The following is a 20065-nucleotide window of genomic DNA, read 5'->3' as shown; positions in this document are numbered from 1 at the left end:
ATTTTCTGCGGCCAACCGGCGGCCACTTGGCCGGAAAATGCTCCGGCGGGCCGCAGAAGCGCGCCCGCGAGATGTGATAGGCTTCTGTCCCAAAACGGGAGAGTGATTTGACGCTGTTCGACCTGATCGTCATCGGGGTTCTGCTGGTTTCGAGTGTGCTGGCGCTGTTGCGCGGCTTCACCAACGAAATGCTGTCGATCGTGGCCTGGGTGGCCGGCGCGCTGGCGGCGCTGTGGCTGTTTCCCTATGTGGCGCCGTTTTTCTCGAAATTCGTCGCCTCGGCCTGGCTCGCCGCGGTGATTGCGGCGCTGGTGATTTTCCTGGCCGGCTACCTGCTGGTGGCGGCGCTGACGGCGCGCTGGTCGGGCGCGCTGATGGATATTCACGACCGGGCCTCGCTGATGGACCGGACGCTCGGGTTCCTGTTCGGGCTGGCGCGGGGCCTGCTGATCGTCACCGTCGCCTATCTCTTCTTCGTCTGGCTGGTGCCCAATCCCGACGACCATCCGGACTGGATCCGCGATGCGCAGTTCAAGCCGACCGTCGAAAGCACGGCAAGCCTGCTGTTTTCGCTGGCGCCGACGACGGAACGCGCACCCGCCGAGACGGCCCCGGCGGCGCGACAACCCGCCCCGGCACCGCGGAGCGAACCGGCCAATTCAGGCGCTGACAATGCAGATGGACCGGGCTATAACCCGTCCGAACGGAGGGGGCTCGATCGGCTTTTCGAGAACACGACCGGGGAGTAGATGCCTAATCCTTTAGGAGTCCGCGCGATGCACGAGCAGACGCAGCTTCGCTTCCCCTTTGTGACCGAGGCCCGAAAACCGACCCCCACCCCGACCTTCCTTACCGACGACGACCTGCAAGACGACCGCCCGCGCGAGGAATGCGGCGTGTTCGGCGTGTTCGGCCATCCCGACGCCGCGGCGCTGACGGCGCTGGGGCTCCACGCGCTCCAGCATCGCGGGCAGGAGGCCGCGGGCATCGTTGCCTATGACGGCGAGCATTTTCATTCCGAGCGGCGGATCGGGCTGGTCGGCGACCATTTCTCGTCGGCCAAGGTCATCGACCGGTTGAAAGGCGACATGGCGATCGGCCATGTGCGCTATTCGACGACCGGCGAGACGGTGCTCCGCAATGTGCAACCGCTGTTCGCGGACCTTTATGGCGGCGGCTTCGCCGTCTGCCACAACGGCAACCTGACCAACGCCATCACGCTCAGGAACGAGCTGGTGCGCAACGGCGCCATCTTTCAGTCGACATCGGATACCGAAACCATCTTGCAACTCGTGGCGCAGAGCCGGAAGCCGCGCGTGATGGAGCGTTTCGTCGATGCGCTGTCGCAGATACAGGGCGCCTATGCGCTGGTCGTGCTGACCAACAAGAAGCTGATCGGGGCGCGCGATCCGCTGGGCATCCGGCCGCTCATTTTGGGGAAACTGGGGGGTGCGCCGATCCTTTGTTCGGAGACGGTGGCGCTCGACATTATCGGGGCCGAGTTCGTGCGCGAAATCGAGCCCGGCGAGATCGTTGTTGCGACCAAGGACGGCATCGAATCGATCCGGCCTTTCCCGCCGCAGCAGGTGCGGCCCTGCGTGTTCGAGTACATCTATTTCGCGCGGCCCGACAGCATTGTCGGCGGCAAGAGCGTCTACAATGTGCGCAAGCGGCTGGGACAGGAACTCGCCACCGAGTCCTATGTCGATGCCGATGTGGTGATCCCGGTGCCGGACTCGGGCGTGCCGGCGGCCATCGGCTTTGCGGCGCAATCCGGCATCCCATTCGAACTCGGCATCATCCGCAACCATTATGTGGGGCGGACCTTCATCGAGCCGACGCAACATATCCGCCAGCTCGGCGTGAAGCTGAAACACAATGCCAATCGCGCCATCGTGGCCGGCAAGCGCATCGTGCTTGTCGACGACAGCGTGGTGCGCGGCACGACGTCGGTGAAGATCGTCAAGATGATGTATGAAGCGGGCGCGCGCGAGGTGCATATGCGCATCGCCAGCCCGCCGATCACGCATCCCGACTTTTACGGCATCGACACGCCGGAACGCGAACAGCTTCTGGCGGCAAATTACGATCTCGAAGAGATGCGCAACTATATCGGGGTCGACAGCCTCGCTTTCATCTCCGTCGACGGGCTCTACCGCGCGATGGGCTTTTCCCATCGCGATCAGGAGCATCCGCAACTGACGGATCATTGTTTCACCGGCGACTATCCGACGCCGCTGCTCGACCGCGATGGCGAGCAGCGAACGACGCAATTGTCGTTGCTCGCCGAAATAGCCTGAGTAACCCGAATATGAGTGGACGTTTGCAGGACCGCCTTGCGGTCATCACCGGCGCATCGCGCGGCATCGGGCGCGCCGTCGCTCTCGGCATGGCGGCGGAAGGCGCGCATGTCGTTCTCGTGTCGCGCACGGTTGGCGGGCTTGAGGAAGTGGACGACGAAATCCGCAAAGTCGGCGGCAAGGCGACATTGGTGCCGCTCGACCTTACCGATTTTCCCGGCATCGACCGGCTGGGCGCGACGATTTTCGAGCGCTGGGGCAAGCTCGACATTCTGGTCGGCAATGCCGGTTCGCTCGGCACGCTGACGCCGCTCAGCCACATGGAGCCGAAGGACTGGGACAAGACGCTCGCCGTCAACGTGACGGCGAATTTCCGGCTGATCCGTTCGATGGAGCCGCTGCTGAAAAGGTCCGATGCGGGGCGCGCGATTTTCGTGACCTCCGGCGCGGCGCAGAAATGCCGGCCCTATTGGGGCGGCTATTCGGTGACCAAGGCCGCGCTCGACGCGATGGTGAAGACCTGGGCCGGCGAACTCGAAAAAACATCCGTGCGCGTCAACCTGCTCTCACCCGGCCCGACGCGCACCGCGATGCGCAAGAAGGCAATGCCGGGCGAAGACCCGACGACGCTGACGCGACCCGCCGATCTCGTGCCGCTGTTTATCGAGATGGCGATGCCGAGCTACACGAAGAACGGCGAGATCGTGCCTTACGAGAAAGTGAAAGCCTGAGCCGTGACGGCGGCGCGCAACATTGATGTTGTGCGCGCGGATGACGGCGATCCCTTGACGTTCGATGTCACAATCCGCGAGGGCAAGAGCGAGAGCCGCCACCGAGTGACGATGGCGCAGGCGGTTTTCGAAAAGCTGACAGGCGGCGCTCATACGCCCGAGGAGTGTATCGACGCCGCGTTCCGCTTTCTGCTCGACCGCGAGCCGAAGGAGAGCATTCTCGGCCGCTTCGACGTGACCATCATCTCCCGCTATTTCCCGGAATTCGAGCAGGAGCTTGCGGGCTATCTCGACAGTTGAGAACGACGGCAGGTCGTTACTTCTTCTTCGCGTAGGGGTTCCTGCCCTTGCGCATGAAGAGGCGGATCGGGATGCCGGGGAGGTCGAAGGTTTCGCGCAGGCCGTTGACCAGGTAGCGGCGATAGGAGGTCGGCACTTCGTCGGCGCGGCTGGAAAATACCGCGAAGGTCGGCGGGCGCGATTTCACCTGCGACATGTATTTGAGATTGACCGGACGGCCCTTGGCGGCCGGCGGCTGGTGGCGCGAGACGGTTTCCTCCAGCCAGCGGTTGAGCTTCGCGGTCGAGACGCGGGCATTCCAGAAGGTGTGGACGCGCTCGATGGCCGGCATCAGCTTGTCGGTGCCGCGGCCGGTCAGCGCCGAAAGCGTGACGATGGGGACGCCACGGATTTGCGGCAGCAGGCGTTCCAGCTCCTCCTTCAACATGCGGAGCGTCGTTTGCGTGTCCGTCACCGTGTCCCATTTGTTGACCGCGATCAGCAGGCCGCGGCCTTCCTGCTCAACGAGATCGGCGATGTGCAGATCCTGACGCTCGAAGGGCTGGCTCGCGTCGAGCACGACGACGACGACTTCGGCAAAGCGGATGGCGCGCAGCGTGTCGGCGACCGAGAGCTTTTCGAGCTTGGCGACGACGCGCGCGCGGCGGCGCATGCCGGCGGTGTCCCAGAGCTTGACGCGGCGGCCGCGCCAGAGCCATTCGATGCCGATACTGTCGCGGGTGATGCCGGCCTCGGGGCCGGTCAGCATGCGGTCCTCGCCGAGAAGCTGGTTCACCAGCGTCGACTTGCCGACATTGGGGCGGCCGACCATCGCAATGCGCAGCGGCGCTTCGAGATCGGGCTCGTAGGGCGCGTCGGGATCGAAACCTTCGGCCTCGTCGTCGGCGAGCGCATCCTCCAGCGCCTGCTCCTCATCGTTCTCGGCGAAGCCGTCGGCAAAGGCGGCCAGTGCGTCGTAGAGGTCGCTCAGGCCCTCGCCATGTTCGGCCGAGAGCGGCAGCGGCGCGCCGAGACCGAGTTCGTAGGCCTCCATGCGGCCCGCCTGCCCTGCGCCGCCCTCGCATTTGTTGGCGGCGAGGATGACCGGCGTCGGCGACTTGCGCAGGATTTGCGCGAAACGCTTGTCGAGCGGGGTGACGCCGGCGCGCGCGTCGATCAGCAGCAGGCAGACATCGGCCTCGGCAATCGCCTGATCGGTCTGACGGCGCATCCGCGCCTCCAGGCTGTCGCCGGTCGCTTCCTCGAGGCCGGCCGTGTCGACGACCTTAAAGCTGAGATCGCCAAGATGCGCGTCGCCCTCGCGCCGGTCGCGCGTGACGCCCGGCGTGTCGTCCACCAATGCGAGCTTCTTGCCCACCAGCCTGTTGAACAGGGTGGACTTGCCGACATTGGGCCGACCGACAATGGCGACCGTGAATGACACGTTAGTCAGCCTCTCTGATGCACGAGGCACTTGCCGCGCGCGGCCGCCCTATCGCAGGGCAACCAGCGTTGCGTTGTTGGTCAGAACATAGACCGTGCCGCCCGCAACGACCGGCGGGATCAACGCGCCGCCGGAAAGCGAAATGGTTTCGCCGATTTCGCCGGTATAGGGCGAGACCGTTATTGCGTCGCGATCCGATGAAACGAGGAACAATCGTTCACCGACCAGTATCGGTCCGCTCCATTCGATGTTGCCCGTGCGCTTTTCGGGATTCTTGTAGCGGGGCAGCGCCGACAGCCAGCGGATGCGGCCGTCGCGGCGCGAGATCGCCAGAAGTTCCTGCGACGTGGTGACGACGAAAATATATTCGCCGGCGACCCAGGGCGTCTGCACGCTGCCGATGTCGCGCGTCCAGACGCGCTCGCCGGTGCGCAGGTCGATCGACACCATGCGGCCCGAATGGCTGACGGCGATGACGCGGTTGCGGTCGATCACCGGGCGGCCGGCGATGTCGTTGAGTTCGCTGAGCGAGGTGACGTTGCCGGTGCGGGTGAGCGAGTCCGACCAGACCGGCGTGCCGTTCTCGACGCGCAGCGCGACAAGCTCGCCGGAGGAATAAGGCGCGATGACGACGGCGCCCGAAACGGCCGGGCTGGTGGAGGTGAGAATACCGGCGCTTTCGACGATGCCGCGATGACGCCACAGGACTTCGCCGCTGTCCTGGGATATGCAGATCATCTGATTGTCGGCGGTGACGGCGAAGATGCGGCCGCCGGTCGCGGTGGGCGCGGCGCGGAACGGATCGCCGATCGCCTGCACCCAGAGTTCGGCGCCGCCGGCGGGATCGAGCGCATGCACGTTGCCGAAGCCCGTCGTCACGAAAATCTTGCCGTCGTCATAGGCGATGCCGCCGCCGCGCGCTTCGGCGGCGTTTTCGTTTTTGGGCACGAGCGACACCGTCCAGACCGTCCGGCCGGATTGGCGCTCCATGGCGCGGACGCTGCCACGCGCGTCGAGCACGTAGATCCGCTCGCCGACGATCACCGGAACCGCGACCAGACGCGCCGCGCCCGACGAACCGGAACCGGCATTGGCCGACCATGCCCGCGCGAAATTGCCGGATGCTTCCAGATGGTGCATCGCGTTGGACGGCGCACCGCCCGGCTGCGGCCAGTCGGCGTTGGCGCGCGCCGGCGGCAGCTCGATGTCCAGGTCGGCAACCGCCGGATCGACCTCGAGAACGGCACCGAGCTCCATCACCGAAAGACGTTCGCCGGGCAGCACCGTCTTGTCATCGGAAGTAAAGATGCCTGTCACGGTGTCGCAACCGGCGATGCCCGCCATCGCAAGACCCAGCACCGCGAGCCGAAACGTCCTGTACCGCGTGACCCGGGAAGAAGCCGCATCCGGACCGGTCAACATGAATTCCGCCGTCATCTCCGATTACTCCGTCTCTTCCTGAGCGTCCGGTCCCTGTTCGTCGACCGCTTCTTCCGCAACCGTTCCGGCGGCTGCCGGCGCTGCTTCTTCCTCGCCGGCGCGCGGCAAATGGGGCGCCGCGAGCGCCTGCAAGATATGGGCGCGGTCGCGAAGGCCCGCCGGCACCGACGGATTGTCGATGATCGCCTGCGCGTTCGTATTCACATCCTGCCAGACGCCCTCTTTCGCGGCCGACAGGGCCAGCAGCTCCAGGGCGTTTCCGCGCCAAGGCGAAGACCCGGTCAGCAGCGGTTGAAGCCGCGCCTTCATGTCGTCGTAGCTTGCCTCGTCGACCAGAATGAAGGCGGCCTTGATGCGGGCCATGCCGCGCACGATCGCCGGCGCGCTGGACTGGATGGCGCGCTCATAGGCCGCCAGTGCCGCCGCGCGATCGCCCGCATCGAGAAGCGCGTCAGCCTCGCGCAGCCGGGCCAGCGTTTCATAGCCGCCCGACGCCTCGGCCGCGAGGCTGCCGAAGAGCGCCGCTGCCTCTTGCGGCTGGGCGCGTTCGGCCTGCCGGACCACTTCGTCGAACTGCGCCGACAGCTCGACCTTCTGCGCGTTCGACCAGGCGCGCCAGCCGATGAAGGCAGCAGCGATCAGCACGATGCCGGCCGCAAAACCGATGAGATAGAGACCGTACTTGTCCCAAAGCTTGCTGAATTGTTCGCGGCGAAGGTCTTCTTCGACTTCGCGAAAGAGATCGGTCAAAACATTACTCCGCGGAGAAAATCAGAGGGCGCGGGAACAGAGCCTCGCGCCCGGCGCCTACCCCCTGCAGGCCGCGTAAAATACCCCGGCAATCCGCCAATGGCAAACCGTCCGCCGCCGCGGCCGAATCGCGCAACAGATTGAGCTATTTTACCTTTTTCATGCCGTAGGTGTTTTCGACGCCGGGGAAGCTGCGGTCGCGGACGGCGCGGGCATAGGCCTCGGCGGCACCGGCGATCTGGGCGCCCAGCGTGGCGAATTCGCGGACGAATTTCGCCGGCTTCGGCGACAGGCCCAGCATGTCTTCCAGCACCAGAATCTGGCCGTCGCAATGGGGCGAAGCGCCGATGCCGATGGTCGGAATGTCGATCTGGCCGGTGATGCGGGCGGCCAGCGGCTCGGCCATACCTTCGAGCACGACCGCAAAGGCCCCCGCCTCGGCGACGGCGGCGGCATCGGCCTCGATGGCGGCCCACTCGCTCTCCTCGCGCCCTTGCGTCTTGAAGCCGCCCATCACCTGGATGTTCTGCGGCGTCAGGCCGATATGGGCCATGACCGGGATGCCGCGCAGGCTGAGATAACGGATCGTTTCGGCGATGCGGGTGCCGCCTTCGAGCTTGACGGCCGTGCAGCCGGTTTCCTTGATGACGCGGCAGGCATTGCGGAAGGCGATTTCGGGGCTTTCCTCATAGGAGCCGAAGGGCATGTCGACTACGACCAAGGCGCGCTCGGTGCCGCGCACGACGGCCGCGCCATGCGCGATCATCATGTCGAGGGTGACGCCCAGCGTCGTCTCCATGCCGTACATGACCATGCCGAGGCTGTCGCCCACCAGCAGGAAGTCGACGTAAGGGTCGATGTAGCGGGCCGTGTGGGCGTGATAGGCGGTCAGCGAGACGATGGGCTCGGCGCCCTTGCGGCCCCGGATTTCCGGCACGGTGATGCGCCTGATCTTCGACTGTACGGACATTCGGATCATCCTTTACGCGTGGCCGCGGATACCGCCCTTACATGGGGCGTCTGCGGGGAATTGCGACGGCGGCCGGATGCCGCTGCGAAAAAGGCTTACAGAACAAGCCCTTAGATGCCTCCCGGCACCTTTCCTGATCCTTCTGAGCGGACCATACAAAGAATGGGGCACCAGTGCAATCGGGCGGCCGGAACCTCACGCGTCGTCGAAATCCGGCGCTTGCGTGCCGGGCGGGCCGACGAGTTCGCGGTAGACGACCGAAAGGACCGCGACATTGACGATGGCAAAGAAGATCGAGATGACCGCGAAGGCGGCGGCGCCGAGGATGGCGAGGGCCGGCATGGCCTGCATCAGGCTTGCAAGCAGGACGACGCACAAGGCGATCGGCAACACGATCAGCGCGAAGACGACGACCATCCGCCAGAAATTGCCGCGTGTGCGCTCCAGCACGAGGCGCGCGTCGACCGGATCGTCCACCGCCGCGGCAGGCAGCAGCAGCGAAAGGCGGACGAAGAAGTAGACCGAAACGAGGATCAGCAACATGCCGATGAAACCGAGCAATGAACCCGTCGTCGATTGCGGTTGCTCTTGCGCGACGGTGGTGCCGGCCATTGCCAGCAGCAGCCCCGGCAGCAACAGCAGGAACAGGAAGAACGAGACCATCAAGAAGCGCGCTTCGCGGCGGCCGAAATGCAGATGAAAACTGCCGGCCGGCGCATCGCCGATCAAAACGAAGCGATGCCATGTGACGGCGATGATCGGCCAGAGGAAAAGCGCAACGATATTGAGCAGCAACGATGTCAGCAGGTCTTCCGCCGGGTCGACAAACATCGAGATCACGGCGGTCGCCAGATAGAGAAGGCCCGGCAACCAGATCAGCCGCAGCATCTCACCCATATGCGTCCAGGCGCCGCCATAGGCCTCGCGAACCGTTCCGAGGATGTCGAGCTTCAATTTCGTCATCGGTTCAGCCCCAGGAATTTCTCCTTGTAGACTTCGTTTTCCGGTTCGAGATTGAGTGCCGCGCGGAAATCCTCGCGGGCGGCATCTGTGTCGCGCTCCGCCAAGCTGATCTCGCCGCGCACATACCAGGCAGCGGCGCGTTCCGGGTCGATTTCAAGCGCCCGGTCGATATCGGCGCGCGCCGCATCGAGCTCGCCCATCTCGCGCAGGGCGTTGGCGCGGTTCTGATAGACCAGTGCGTCGGCAGGCGCGATGCGCAGCGCACGGGTGTAGTCGTTCACGGCCGCGGCCAGATCGCCGACATTCTTGTAGGCGACGCCGCGATTGATGAGGGCGGCGATCAGGTCGGGATCTTCGAGCTCGCCGGAAGAGATCGCGCTGGAGCAATAGGAGATCGCCGCCTTGTAGTCGCCGGTGCTGAACTGGGCGTAGCAGAGATTGCTGTCGGCGATCGCATCCGCGCGCGCTGCCGGCGCGATGGCCACAACAAAGGCCGATATTGCAAAAATCACTCGTGTGGAACCGTACATATTCCATCTCCCTTCGAACTCCGGGAGACAGACTATCCGGTCCGGCCGTCAGGAGAAAGCCGCGACGGCTTCAGCTGTGTTCATAAAATCGCGGAATCGCGCCCATTTTTCGTCCTTCAAGGTAATGACATGGACGAAATCGGAATCGATGGTCCGGCCGGTCAAACGCGCCGTCAGATTGAGGTGTCCCGTGACGATGACCTTGTCGCGCTCGGCGATGAACTCCTCGGCGTCGAATTGATGAATGTCGACCGACGAGAGGACGGTTTCGAAGAAGCGCCGGCATTCGCCGAGGCCGCGATAGGTCCCCGCATAGGGGATCGTGGAAGGTCCATAGAACTCGATCACGATGTCGGGATGGAGATATTCGAGGATGGCCGGAATGTCCTTGGCGCCGAAAGCGGCAAAGAGTGCCTGCGTCGCGGCGATATTGCGTTCGGTTGCGGCGGTCATTCGGCGGCCTCCGGGCGGGCTGGTGTGAAACGAAGCGTCAGGCTGTCGAAGCCATGATTGAGCAGGCTTGCGCGCTGCGGCACCGGCGGCGCATCGCCGAGACGTATGTCGGACATGCGATCCAGCATGGTTTCGACGAGCGCCCGGCCTTCCATGCGCGCCAACGCCGAGCCGAGGCAGTGATGGATACCGACGCCGAAGGTGAGTTGCTTGTTGAGGTTCGGCCGCGTGATGTCGAAGCGGGAAGGATCCGGGAATACTTTCGGATCGTGATTTGCGGCGGCAAAGAAGAGCGCCACCCAATCTCCTTCCGCGATATATTTTCCGCCGATCTCGACATCCTGCGTCGCGACGCGGAACAAACGCTGCGGCGGGCCGCTGTGGCGCAGGCTCTCGTCGATGAAGGCGCCGACGAGCTTGCGGTCGGCGGCAAGTTGCGCGCGCACCCCGGGCATTGCCGCCAGATTGTGAAGCAGGTTGCCGAGCAGGAAGGTCGTCGTTTCGGAACCGGCGACCACCAGCGTGATGCAGAAGCGGATCACCTCGTCGAGGGTCAGCTTTTCGCCGCCGGCGTCCGCCTTCAAGAGCGCGACGATCAGGCTGTCCGGCAAAGTCTCGCCGGCCTTCAGCGCGCGGTCATGTTCGGTGACGATTCCGACGAAATATTCGACCAGTTCGCCGTTGCTCGCCTCGCGTTCGGCCGGCGATAGATCGGCCGAGAGCATGAAGGCGGTCGCCCAGTGACGGAAGCGGTCGACGACGTTTTCGGGAAGCCCGAGCAGCCCGACCATGATGCGCGCTGGAATGCGCGCCGCGAGCGCCTCCATCACCTCGACGTCGCGCTCGCCGAGGTCCGCGACCATGCTGTCGACGATCTCGCGCACCCAGGGGTCCAGCGCCTCGACGCGCGGCCGGGAGAAGGCCAGATTGACGATGCCGCGCAGGCGGTCGTGTTCGGGGTTGTCGTGATTGACCAGCATCAGGGTCGGCGCCGAGGACTGCTCCTGAAGCGGGTCGCGCGACGAGAAGACGCGGTGGTCGCGGGCCGCGGCTGAGACCTGGTCGTAGTCCAGTAGCACCCAGGCCGTGACCGCCTCGTCGGCATCCGGCACCGTGCCCGGCGGGTAGTCCCGATAGCCATAGACCGGGGCGTGGGGCCTGAGTCGGTCGTAGAGTGCATAGGGCGCGGCAATGGTGTCGCCCGTGGGGAGCGCTGCGACCAGCGCCACAAGTTCGTCTCCCGCGGCATCGGCTGTCCGGCTGTTCTGCATTCTTCTCTCCCCTTTCGCGCCCGCTTTCGGCCTTGCCGGCCATTCGTCTTTATAATTCATTTCATAAACTATTTCTTTTGTAAATAGTTTATACCGCAGAAACGGGCGGTGTCCGCGCTAGGATGCACCAAAGGAATCGCGCGCCTTCGGGCCGCGCAGCGAAAGGACAGGCGTGTGGCGGTCAAGAAGGCCAGTAGCGGGAAGGCGGGCGGCGGGGCCGCATCGCAAATACCTCAGGGGGCCCTGCGCTTCCTCGAATATTACTACCCCATCCACTACAAGGCGGGCATCGGCGTGGAGGACGCGCTGCGCGCCGGGCAGCTCAGCCGTCACCAGGTGGCGATGCTGTGGCTGATCCATTCGGAGGGCGAAGGCGGCCGGCAAATGGACCGCAAGGCCATCGAGCGGTCGCTCGAAACCTGGTTCGAGATATCAGGCGCCGCCATCACCAAGGCGCTCCGGGCCATGGCCCTGCCGCCGCTGGAACTGGTGCGGATGGTCGAGAACCCGAAATCGGGGCGGGAGAAAATCGTCATTCTTACGCCCAAGGGCGAGACCCATATGAAGAAGATGATCGCGGGCGGCGAGGCCTATGTGCAGCGGATCATCGACTATATGACAGACGAGGAAATCGAGCAGGGCCTGCATTTCTTCAAGCGGGTTTCGGAGATCGTCGAAAGCTTCCGCTGAGCGCCGGCCTTGTCCGGAGGCGGCGCTGCTGTTATAGGCACGGCGCAAATTCAGAGGGCCGGTGTGCGGCCCTGTCCGGAGCCCGAGACACATGATTTCGAACCCCGTCGTCGCCATTGCGGGCGCGACCGGCGCCGTCGGCGTCGAGATGATCCGCTGCCTTGAGGAACGCAACTTCCCGGTGAAGGAACTGAAGCTGCTGGCTTCGGCGCGATCGGCCGGCAAAACCATGCGCTTCCGCGGCAAGGACATTCTCGTCGAGGAATTGACGGATGCGAGCTTTGCGGGCGTCGATATCGCCTTTTTCTCGGCGGGCGGCGGCATTTCGAAGCGGTTCCTCAAGGCGGTGAAGGATGCCGGCGCGGTGATGATCGACAATTCGTCGGCCTTCCGCATGGACCCCGACGTGCCGCTGGTGATCCCGGAAATCAACCCGGAGGCGGCGCTCGGGCACAAGGGCGTCATCGCCAATCCGAACTGCTCGACCATCATTGCAATCACGCCACTCTGGCCGATCCACAAGGTCAATCGCGTCAAGCGCATTGTCGCCGCGACCTATCAGGCGGCGTCGGGCGCGGGCGCAGCGGCGATGGAAGAACTCGAACAGGCGACGCGCGCTTTCCTGAAGGGCGAGCCGTTCGAGCAGAAGATCATTCCGCACCCCTACCCTTTCAACGTTTTCAGCCACAACTCGAATGTCGACCCGGAGACGGGCTACAACGAGGAAGAGCTGAAGATGGTGAAGGAGACCAAGAAGATTTTCAGCGATCCCGACATTCGCGTGACGGCGACCTGCGTCCGCGTGCCGGTGTTGCGCGCGCATTCCGAAGCGCTCGACTTCGAATGCGAGAAGCCGATTTCGCCGGATCAGGTGCGCGAAATTCTTTCCACCGCGCCGGGCATCAAGATCGTCGACGACGTGGCGGGGAACTATTTCCCGATGCCGAAGGATGCGTCCGGTCAGGACGACATTCTGGTCGGCCGCATCAGGCAGGATATTTCCGATCCGAGCGGACGCTCGATCGCGATGTTCGTCGCCGGCGACCAGCTGCTGAAAGGCGCAGCGCTGAACGCGGTGCAGATCGGCGAGATTCTCGTCAAGCGCTGAGCGCGATCACTCCCACTCAATTGTTCCCGGCGGCTTCGACGTAACGTCGTAGACGACGCGGTTGATGCCGCGGACTTCGTTGATGATGCGCGTCGAGACGTGGCCCAGGAAATCGTGGCTGAACGGGTAGTAGTCGGCCGTCATGCCGTCGATGGAGGTGACGGCGCGCAGCGCGCAGACATAATCATATGTGCGTTCGTCGCCCATGACGCCGACGGTGCGCACCGGCAGCAGCACCGCGAAAGCCTGCCAGATCGTGTCGTAGAGACCGGCCTTGCGGATCTCGTCGAGATAGATCACGTCGGCCTTGCGCAGGATGTCGAGTTTTTCGCGCGTGATCTCGCCCGGCACGCGGATCGCGAGGCCGGGACCGGGGAACGGATGGCGGCCGACAAATTCTTCCGGCAGGCCGAGCTCGCGGCCGAGGATGCGCACCTCGTCCTTGAAGAGTTCGCGCAGGGGCTCGACGAGCTGCATGTTCATGCGTTCAGGCAGGCCGCCGACATTGTGGTGGCTCTTGATCGTGACCGAGGGTCCGCCCGCGAAGGAGACGCTTTCGATGACGTCCGGGTAAAGCGTGCCTTGCGCCAGGAAGTCGGCGCCGCCGACCTTTTTCGCTTCCTCCTCAAAGACGTCGATGAAGGTTGCGCCAATGATCTTGCGTTTTTTCTCGGGGTCGGAGACGCCGTCGAGCTTGCCGAGGAAAAGGTCCGTCGCGTCGCGGTTGACCAGCGGAATGTTGTAGTGGTGGCGGAAGAGGTTGACGACCTGATCGGCCTCGCCGGCACGCATCATGCCGGTGTCGACGAAAACGCATTGAAGCTGATCGCCAATGGCTTCGTGCAGCAACACGGCGACCACGGATGAATCGACGCCGCCCGAGAGGCCGCAAATCACTTTGCCCTTGCCGACCTGGGCGCGGACCTTGGCAATTTCGGTTTCCTTGAAGGCGGCCATCGTCCAGCCGCCCTTGCAGCCGGCGATCTTGTGCGTGAAGTTTTTCAGCATCGCGGCGCCGCGCGGCGTGTGCACGACTTCGGGATGGAACTGCACACCGTAGAAGCGGCGCTCCTCGTCGGCGATGGCGGCGAAGGGCGCGTTGCGGCTGACGGCGATGGTCTTGAAGCCCGACGGGAGCGCGACAACGCGGTCGCCATGGCTCATCCAGACCGGCTCGCTTTCACCCGCCTGCAACAACCCTTCGAAGAGCGGGCTGTCCTCCAACACCTCGATGACGGCGCGGCCGAACTCGCGCTCGTCGGAACTCTCGACCTTGCCGCCGAGCTGGGCGCACATGGTTTGCTCGCCGTAGCAGATGCCGAGAACGGGAACGCCGGCCTTGAAAACCCATTCCGGTGCGCGCGGCGTGCCGATGCCGGTGACACTTGCCGGGCCACCCGACAGGATGACCGCCTTCGGAGCGAAAAGCTTGTCGAGGCCATCGGCCTTGTTGAAGGGTACGATCTCGCAATAGACGCCGCTTTCGCGAACGCGGCGCGCGATGAGCTGCGTAACCTGGCTACCGAAATCGATAATGAGAATACGGTCTTCGTTCATCGTCCAACTTCAAGGTTCGAGGGGCGCGGCGGTTCCGGATGAAAGCAGGCGCGCGAGTTCTTGTGTCTGTACGCAGTTTTCGCAATGGAAACGCAGGATGCGAAGGCGCTGCTCGGCGGCCGCGCGATTGCCCTGCGCGATGTCGAGCTGCGCGAGGCGGTTCAATGCGTCGGGCTCGGTCGGATCGATCTCGAGCGCGATGCCGTAGTATTTGCGGGCAAGGCGCGTGTCGCCTTTCGACTGATGAACGCTGCCGAGATGGGCGTAGGCGCGCGCATTGGCGGGATTGGCCGCGATGGCGCGTTCGAGGAGCCATTGCGCGGCCGGAAGATCGCCGGCCGCCGCCGTTTCAATACCGCGTTCGCCGAGTTCGGCCGAACGGCGCATCGAGGCTTCATCGACTGCATGGGCGACGCATGGCGCCAGCGCCAGCAGCAGCGCAAGGGCCGCCGGGAACACAGATCGGAACGGGGTTCGGAGAGCGGCGGCGGGCATAGGTCCGGGCTTTCGGGGGGTATGTGGTTCGATAGACCATCCTTCCCGAAATCCGTCAAGCCTTCTGCCGCAGCGCAACATCGTCAGCCCTCCCGCCGCAGGATGGCGATGAAAAAGCCGTCGGTTCCGGCACTGCCGGGCGTCAGGCGCAGGTATGCACCGTCGTTTGCATGCGGCGGCGGAGCGATATCGGCGGGCCAGAGCGAGCGCCACGGCATTGCGGCGAAATCCGTATGGGCGGCCTGAAAAGCCTCGACCTGTTTTTCGTTTTCCGACGGCAGCATCGAACAAGTGACATAGACGAGGCGGCCGCCGGGACGGAGCAGCCGGGCGGCGCGCGCCAGCACTTCGGATTGCGCGGCGCGGTAACCGGCGAGCGTTTCGGGATCGATGCGCCAGCGGGCGTCGGGGTTGCGCCGCCAGGCGCCGGTGCCGCTGCAAGGCGCATCGACCAGCACGCAATCCATGCGCGCTTCGAGATCGGCGAGGTCGGCATCCGCTGCGCCGGGCGCAAATCGGCCGAGGGTGCGCGTCTGGATGTTGCGGATGCCGGCGCGCTGGGCACGGGGCATCAGCTTGCCGAGGCGGCGGGCATCGGTGTCGCAGGCGTGGACCTGACCGCGATTGCGCATCATCGCGGCGAGCGCCAATGACTTGCCGCCGCCACCGGCGCAGAGATCGACCACTTGCTCGCCGGGCGTCACGCCCGTCGCCAGACAGGCGAGCTGCGACCCCTCGTCCTGCAACTCGATCACGCCGTCGCGGAAACTTGCGAGGCCCAGAATGTTGGCGCGGCCGGTGAGGCGCAGGCCCCAGGGCGAAAGCGGCGTCGGTTCGGTCTCGACGTTCTCATCCGCGAGCAGCGCCATCGCCCGGTCGCGCGTCGCTTTCAGCGCATTGACGCGGAGATCCGTGGGCGCACGTTCCATCAGCGCAGCCATTTCGGCTTCGAGCGAGTTCCCCAGCGCGGCCTCGAATTCGGGATGCAACCATTCGGGATAGTTGAGCCTGACCCATGGCGGCGCGTCCGGGCCCGGCAGGGCGGCGGCACGGAGCGCGGCGGTTTCGTCGTCGGTCAGCGGCGATGGCGCATGGGGCGTGCCGTCGGCGCGCGCGGCGGCGGCATCCGCGCCCTCCCCTTGCAGCAAAGCAATTGCCGCGAAGGCTAGTAGCTGCGGCGCATCCGAGCCGGTGGCGGCCGCGAGCTGCGCGCGATGACGAAGGACGGAGAAGACGATTTCGCTGACGGCCGCGCGATCCTTCGAACCGGCAAAGCGGCTGGAGCGCGCCCATGCGTCGAAGGCGCGGTCGGCCGGTTGGCGTGTTTCGAAGATGCCGGTCAGAATGCCGATGGCCGATTGCAGGCGTGCGCCGGGCGTCATTTCAGGCTCCCGGTGTCGCGATGCCAGGTCAGCTCACACCGCCGGGATAGTTCGGGGCTTCACGCGTGATCGTTACGTCGTGGACATGGCTTTCGCGCAGGCTCGCCGAGGAGATGCGGACGAATTCGGCGTTCTTCTGGAAATCGGCGATGGTGGCGTTGCCGGTGTAACCCATCGCGGCGCGCAGACCGCCGACAAGCTGGTGGATGACATTGCCGACGGGGCCCTTGTAGGGCACCTGACCTTCGATGCCTTCGGGCACCAGCTTCAGCGAGTCCTTCACGTCCTGCTGGAAATAGCGGTCGGCGGAGCCCACGGCCATCGCGCCGACCGAACCCATGCCGCGATAGGACTTGTAGGAGCGGCCCTGAAACAGGAAGACCTCGCCGGGGCTTTCCTCTGTTCCCGCGAAAAGCGAGCCGAGCATCGCACAATCGGCGCCGGCGGCAATCGCCTTCGCCAGATCGCCCGAAAACTTGATGCCGCCATCGGCGATGACGGGCGTACTGGTTTTCTGCGCGGCTTCGGCGACATCCATGATGGCGGTCAATTGCGGCACGCCGACGCCGGCGACGATGCGGGTGGTGCAGATCGAACCCGGGCCGATGCCGACCTTGACGGCATCGGCGCCGGCGTCGATCAGCGCGCGGGCGGCATCCGCGGTTGCTACATTGCCGGCAATCACCTGCGTTGCGTTGGAAATTTTCTTGATGCGTTCGACCGCTTCCGAAACGCGTGCCGAGTGGCCATGCGCCGTGTCGACGACGATCACGTCGGCACCGGCGGCCATCAGCGCCTCGGAGCGCGCGAAGCCTTCATCGCCAACCGTGGTGGCGGCGGCAACACGGAGGCGGCCCTGCTCGTCCTTCGCCGCATTGGGGTGAAGTTGCGCTTTCTCGATGTCGTTGACGGTGATGAGGCCGATGCAGCGATAGGCCTCGTCGACGACCAGCAGCTTTTCGATGCGGTGCTTGTGCAGCAGGCGCTTGGCGTCGTCCTGGCTGACGCCGTCGGCGACCGTGACAAGATTGTCCTTGGTCATCAGGTTGCGCACCGGCTCTGCAAGATTTGTCGCGAAGCGCACGTCGCGGTTTGTGAGAATGCCGGCGAGCTTGCCCGTCTCCTCGACCACCGGGATGCCGGTGATGCCGTGGCGCTTCATCAGCGCGAAGGCGTCGGCCAATGTCGCGTCCGGACCGATGGTGACCGGGTTCACCACCATGCCGCTTTCGAACTTCTTGACCTGACGCACATGCTCGGCCTGCACGTCGGGGTCCATGTTGCGGTGGAGAACGCCGATGCCGCCGGCCTGCGCCAGCGCAATCGCGAGGCGGGCCTCGGTGACGGTGTCCATGGCGGCGGAGACGATGGGAATACCGAGGGCGATGGAGCGCGTCAGTCGCGTTTTCGTATCGGCCTGGCTCGGGAGAACCGTGGAAGCGGCAGGGAGCAGGAGAACGTCGTCGAACGTCAGCGCTTCACGGATCATACTGCCAGCCTTTACCTTGGCCCCGATGCGGGGACACACCCTATCGTGTGTTGGCGCTGGCTTTTAACATCTATATCGGGGAATGCAAAGGCAGTTTTGGGGCGTCATTCGGCGTCTGCCGAATCGCTTGCGGAACGGCCCTTAAAGCCTTGGGCCAGCACATACATCTCGGCCGAATCGGCGCGGCTCGCCTTGGGTTTCACATGGCGGACGGTCTGAAAATGGCGCTTCAGGAGCACCAGCAATTCATTCTCTGTGCCGCCGCGTAGCACCTTGGCGAGGAAGGTGCCGCCCGGCGCCAGCACCTCGACCGCGAACTGGGCGGCGATCTCGCAGAGCGACATAATGCGCATGTGGTCGGTCTGTTTGTGGCCGGTCGTCGGCGCGGCCATGTCGGACAGCACGACATCGGCCTCGCCCGCCAGCAGCTCCTTCACGCGCGTATCGGCGCCTTCGTCAAGAAAGTCGAGTTGCAGGATGGTGGCGCCCGGCACGGGATCCATTTCGAGATAGTCGAGGCCGATGACACGGCCTTGGCGGTTGCCCGCCGTGCCTTGCGCATTGACGCGGGCGACCGCCACCTGGCTCCAGCCGCCCGGCGCGCAGCCGAGATCGACCACACGACCACCGGGTTTCAGGAATCGATACTTGTCGTCGATTTCAGCAAGCTTGAAGGCGGCGCGCGAGCGATAGCCTTCGCGCTTCGCGGCATGGACATAAGGATCGTTGAGCTGGCGCTGCAGCCAGCGCGTCGAGGAGTTGCTGCGCCGGCGCGCGGTCTTGACGCGCACTTTCAACGTGCGAGCGCCGCTGCCCGCGCCCTTGCCGCCTTTGCCGGTCTTGTCGCCTGCCGCCATGTCAGTTCACCTGCGCCGGCGCTTCGGAAGCGCGATGGGCATTGCGGCGGCGCCTCCGGCGACGGCGGCGGCCGCGGCGCGCATCCGCTTCGATCAGCGACATCAGAATACCCTCGCGCAGGCCGCGATCGGCAACGCGCAGACGTTCGGCCGGCCAGGCGCGCGCAATCGCCTCGAAAATCGCGCAACCGGCCAGCACCAGATCGGCGCGCTCGCCGCCGACGCAGGGATGCGCGGCGCGCTTGCCGTAGTCCATCGCCAGCAGCGACTGCGTGACGCGCTGAACATCGCCGGGCGAAATCCAGACGCCGTCGACGCGCGTGCGGTCGTAGCGTTCGAGGCCGAGATGGACGCCTGCGATGGTCGTGACCGTGCCGGAGGTGCCGAGCAAATGGAAACCGCCCTCGCCCGCTTCCATCGCGCGGATGCGCTCGTGGAACGGCGTCAATTGCTCGCCGACTTCGGCGACCATGCGGTCGTAGAGTTCGGCCGGCACATCGACGCCGCCGTGATGTTCGGCCAGCGTGACGACGCCGCAGGGCAGCGAAATCCAGTCGCCGATCACCGGCCGGCCGCGACGATCGTCGCCCGGCATCCGCACCCAGATCAATTCGGTGGAGCCGCCGCCGATGTCGAAGACCAGCGCCGAGGTGCAGCCCGGATCGAGCAGCGGCGCGCAGCCCGCGACCGCGAGGCGCGCCTCGTCTTCGGTCGAGACGATTTCGAGCGATAGGCCGGTCTGGCTTTTCACGCTCTCGATGAAGGCGTCGCTGTTGGACGCCGTGCGGCAGGCGGCGGTGGCGATGGTCCGGGCGCGGACGACGCCGCGGCGGCGCATCTTGTCGGCGCAGATTTTCAGTGCATCGATGGCGCGGGTCATCGCGGCCTCGCTCAGCGCGCCGGTGCGGGCGAGACCCTCGCCGAGCCGCACGATGCGCGAATAGGCATCGACGACATTGAAACCGTCGCTGCTGCGGCGGGCGATCAGCAGCCGGCAATTGTTGGTGCCGAGATCGAGCGCCGCATAAAGCGTGTCGGCGGGTGCGCGCGACGCGGGCGGCGTGCCGTTGTGCGGCTGTGCGGATGGTTTGGGCGCCCCTGTGCGCTCGCCCTGGCGGCCAGCACGACGGCCGCGCCGGCGGCGGCGCTTTTTCGGAGGAGCGGATTCGCCATTGGATGCGCCGTCGGCACGGCTCTGCGTCGCCTCCGGCTCGGGGGCCGGATCGGCGGTCGCGGCCCCGGAGCCGGCAGCACCCTCCCCGGAAGGCTGGCGCGGCGCGGACAGGCCCTTTTCAGCGGCGGCGGCCCCGTCTGGGCCGCCCGAACCGCCGTCGGTTTCTGGGCGCACGGTTCTCA

At 65.2% G+C, this 20065-nt stretch carries 20 protein-coding genes; 6 read left to right on the top strand and 14 right to left on the bottom strand.

Going from position 1 to position 20065, the window contains the following annotated elements; genetic code table 11:
- The first annotated feature begins 107 nt into the window (after positions 1-107).
- The 4 genes from KF719_RS16650 to KF719_RS16635 are packed head-to-tail and all read left to right on the top strand — an operon-like array spanning position 108 to position 3331.
- On the top strand, positions 108-749 hold the full coding sequence (locus tag KF719_RS16650) for a CvpA family protein (protein ID WP_293510277.1): 642 nt from the start codon (positions 108-110) through the stop codon (positions 747-749).
- Positions 750-776: 27 nt separating this feature from the next.
- Positions 777-2300 (top strand): amidophosphoribosyltransferase, encoded by a 1524-nt coding sequence (purF, locus tag KF719_RS16645; RefSeq protein ID WP_293510276.1) that lies wholly within the window; start codon positions 777-779, stop codon positions 2298-2300.
- Between the two features lie 11 nt (positions 2301-2311).
- Positions 2312-3031: an SDR family NAD(P)-dependent oxidoreductase gene (locus KF719_RS16640; RefSeq protein WP_293510274.1), complete on the top strand. Its 720-nt coding sequence runs from the start codon at positions 2312-2314 to the stop codon at positions 3029-3031.
- 54 nt (positions 3032-3085) lie between these two features.
- Complete coding sequence (locus tag KF719_RS16635) at positions 3086-3331, top strand: hypothetical protein (protein WP_363318020.1); 246 nt, start codon at positions 3086-3088, stop codon at positions 3329-3331.
- Between the two features lie 16 nt (positions 3332-3347).
- Here KF719_RS16635 and der read toward each other — a convergent pair whose 3' ends face one another.
- The 8 genes from der to KF719_RS16595 form a co-directional block, all read right to left on the bottom strand.
- On the bottom strand, positions 3348-4754 hold the full coding sequence (gene der / locus KF719_RS16630; protein ID WP_293510271.1) for a ribosome biogenesis GTPase Der: 1407 nt from the start codon (positions 4752-4754) through the stop codon (positions 3348-3350).
- 48 nt (positions 4755-4802) lie between these two features.
- Positions 4803-6191, bottom strand: a complete 1389-nt coding sequence (locus tag KF719_RS16625; protein WP_293510269.1) for a PQQ-like beta-propeller repeat protein — start codon at positions 6189-6191, stop codon at positions 4803-4805.
- 6 nt (positions 6192-6197) lie between these two features.
- A complete protein-coding gene (locus tag KF719_RS16620; protein ID WP_293510267.1) occupies positions 6198-6944 on the bottom strand; it encodes a tetratricopeptide repeat protein in 747 nt (248 codons plus the stop codon).
- A 145-nt stretch (positions 6945-7089) separates the two neighbouring features.
- Entirely contained in the window at positions 7090-7914 is an 825-nt protein-coding gene (gene panB / locus KF719_RS16615) for a 3-methyl-2-oxobutanoate hydroxymethyltransferase (RefSeq protein ID WP_293510265.1), read from the bottom strand.
- Between the two features lie 195 nt (positions 7915-8109).
- Entirely contained in the window at positions 8110-8877 is a 768-nt protein-coding gene (locus KF719_RS16610; RefSeq protein ID WP_293510263.1) for a hypothetical protein, read from the bottom strand.
- Positions 8874-9407, bottom strand: coding sequence for a tetratricopeptide repeat protein (locus KF719_RS16605; RefSeq protein WP_293510262.1), 534 nt, complete (start codon positions 9405-9407; stop codon positions 8874-8876). The genes KF719_RS16610 and KF719_RS16605 overlap by 4 nt, the downstream gene beginning before the upstream one ends.
- 48 nt (positions 9408-9455) lie before the next feature.
- Positions 9456-9860 carry a nuclear transport factor 2 family protein gene (locus KF719_RS16600; RefSeq protein ID WP_293510260.1) on the bottom strand — a complete coding sequence of 135 codons (405 nt, stop codon included), beginning with the start codon at positions 9858-9860 and terminating at the stop codon, positions 9456-9458.
- Complete coding sequence (locus KF719_RS16595) at positions 9857-11131, bottom strand: cytochrome P450 (RefSeq protein WP_293510258.1); 1275 nt, start codon at positions 11129-11131, stop codon at positions 9857-9859. Before KF719_RS16595 ends, KF719_RS16600 begins: the two co-directional genes overlap by 4 nt.
- 174 nt (positions 11132-11305) lie before the next feature.
- Here KF719_RS16595 and KF719_RS16590 point away from each other — a divergent pair, with 174 nt between their 5' ends.
- Positions 11306-11821 carry a winged helix DNA-binding protein gene (locus KF719_RS16590; RefSeq protein WP_293510256.1) on the top strand — a complete coding sequence of 172 codons (516 nt, stop codon included), beginning with the start codon at positions 11306-11308 and terminating at the stop codon, positions 11819-11821.
- A gap of 91 nt (positions 11822-11912) precedes the next feature.
- The gene (locus KF719_RS16585) at positions 11913-12929 is read left to right on the top strand and encodes an aspartate-semialdehyde dehydrogenase (protein WP_293510254.1); all 1017 of its coding nucleotides are present in this window, start codon (positions 11913-11915) and stop codon (positions 12927-12929) included.
- Between the two features lie 6 nt (positions 12930-12935).
- Here KF719_RS16585 and guaA read toward each other — a convergent pair whose 3' ends face one another.
- From guaA to KF719_RS16555, 6 genes are all read right to left on the bottom strand, one after another.
- Positions 12936-14486 (bottom strand): glutamine-hydrolyzing GMP synthase, encoded by a 1551-nt coding sequence (gene guaA / locus KF719_RS16580; protein ID WP_293510253.1) that lies wholly within the window; start codon positions 14484-14486, stop codon positions 12936-12938.
- A 9-nt stretch (positions 14487-14495) separates the two neighbouring features.
- The gene (locus KF719_RS16575; RefSeq protein ID WP_293510252.1) at positions 14496-14945 is read right to left on the bottom strand and encodes a tetratricopeptide repeat protein; all 450 of its coding nucleotides are present in this window, start codon (positions 14943-14945) and stop codon (positions 14496-14498) included.
- 119 nt (positions 14946-15064) lie between these two features.
- Entirely contained in the window at positions 15065-16363 is a 1299-nt protein-coding gene (locus tag KF719_RS16570) for an RsmB/NOP family class I SAM-dependent RNA methyltransferase (RefSeq protein WP_293510250.1), read from the bottom strand.
- 28 nt (positions 16364-16391) lie between these two features.
- Positions 16392-17852, bottom strand: coding sequence for an IMP dehydrogenase (gene guaB, locus KF719_RS16565; RefSeq protein ID WP_293510248.1), 1461 nt, complete (start codon positions 17850-17852; stop codon positions 16392-16394).
- A 104-nt stretch (positions 17853-17956) separates the two neighbouring features.
- A complete protein-coding gene (locus tag KF719_RS16560) occupies positions 17957-18709 on the bottom strand; it encodes an RlmE family RNA methyltransferase (RefSeq protein ID WP_293510246.1) in 753 nt (250 codons plus the stop codon).
- Between the two features lies 1 nt (position 18710).
- Positions 18711-20057 carry a Ppx/GppA phosphatase family protein gene (locus KF719_RS16555; RefSeq protein ID WP_293510244.1) on the bottom strand — a complete coding sequence of 449 codons (1347 nt, stop codon included), beginning with the start codon at positions 20055-20057 and terminating at the stop codon, positions 18711-18713.
- Positions 20058-20065 lie beyond the last annotated feature (8 nt).

This window comes from Parvibaculum sp. (assembly GCF_019635935.1).
Taxonomy (GTDB): Bacteria; Pseudomonadota; Alphaproteobacteria; order Parvibaculales; family Parvibaculaceae; genus Parvibaculum.
The sequence above is the reverse complement of the archived record's forward strand: the minus strand, read 5'-3'. Positions and strand labels throughout refer to the sequence as shown.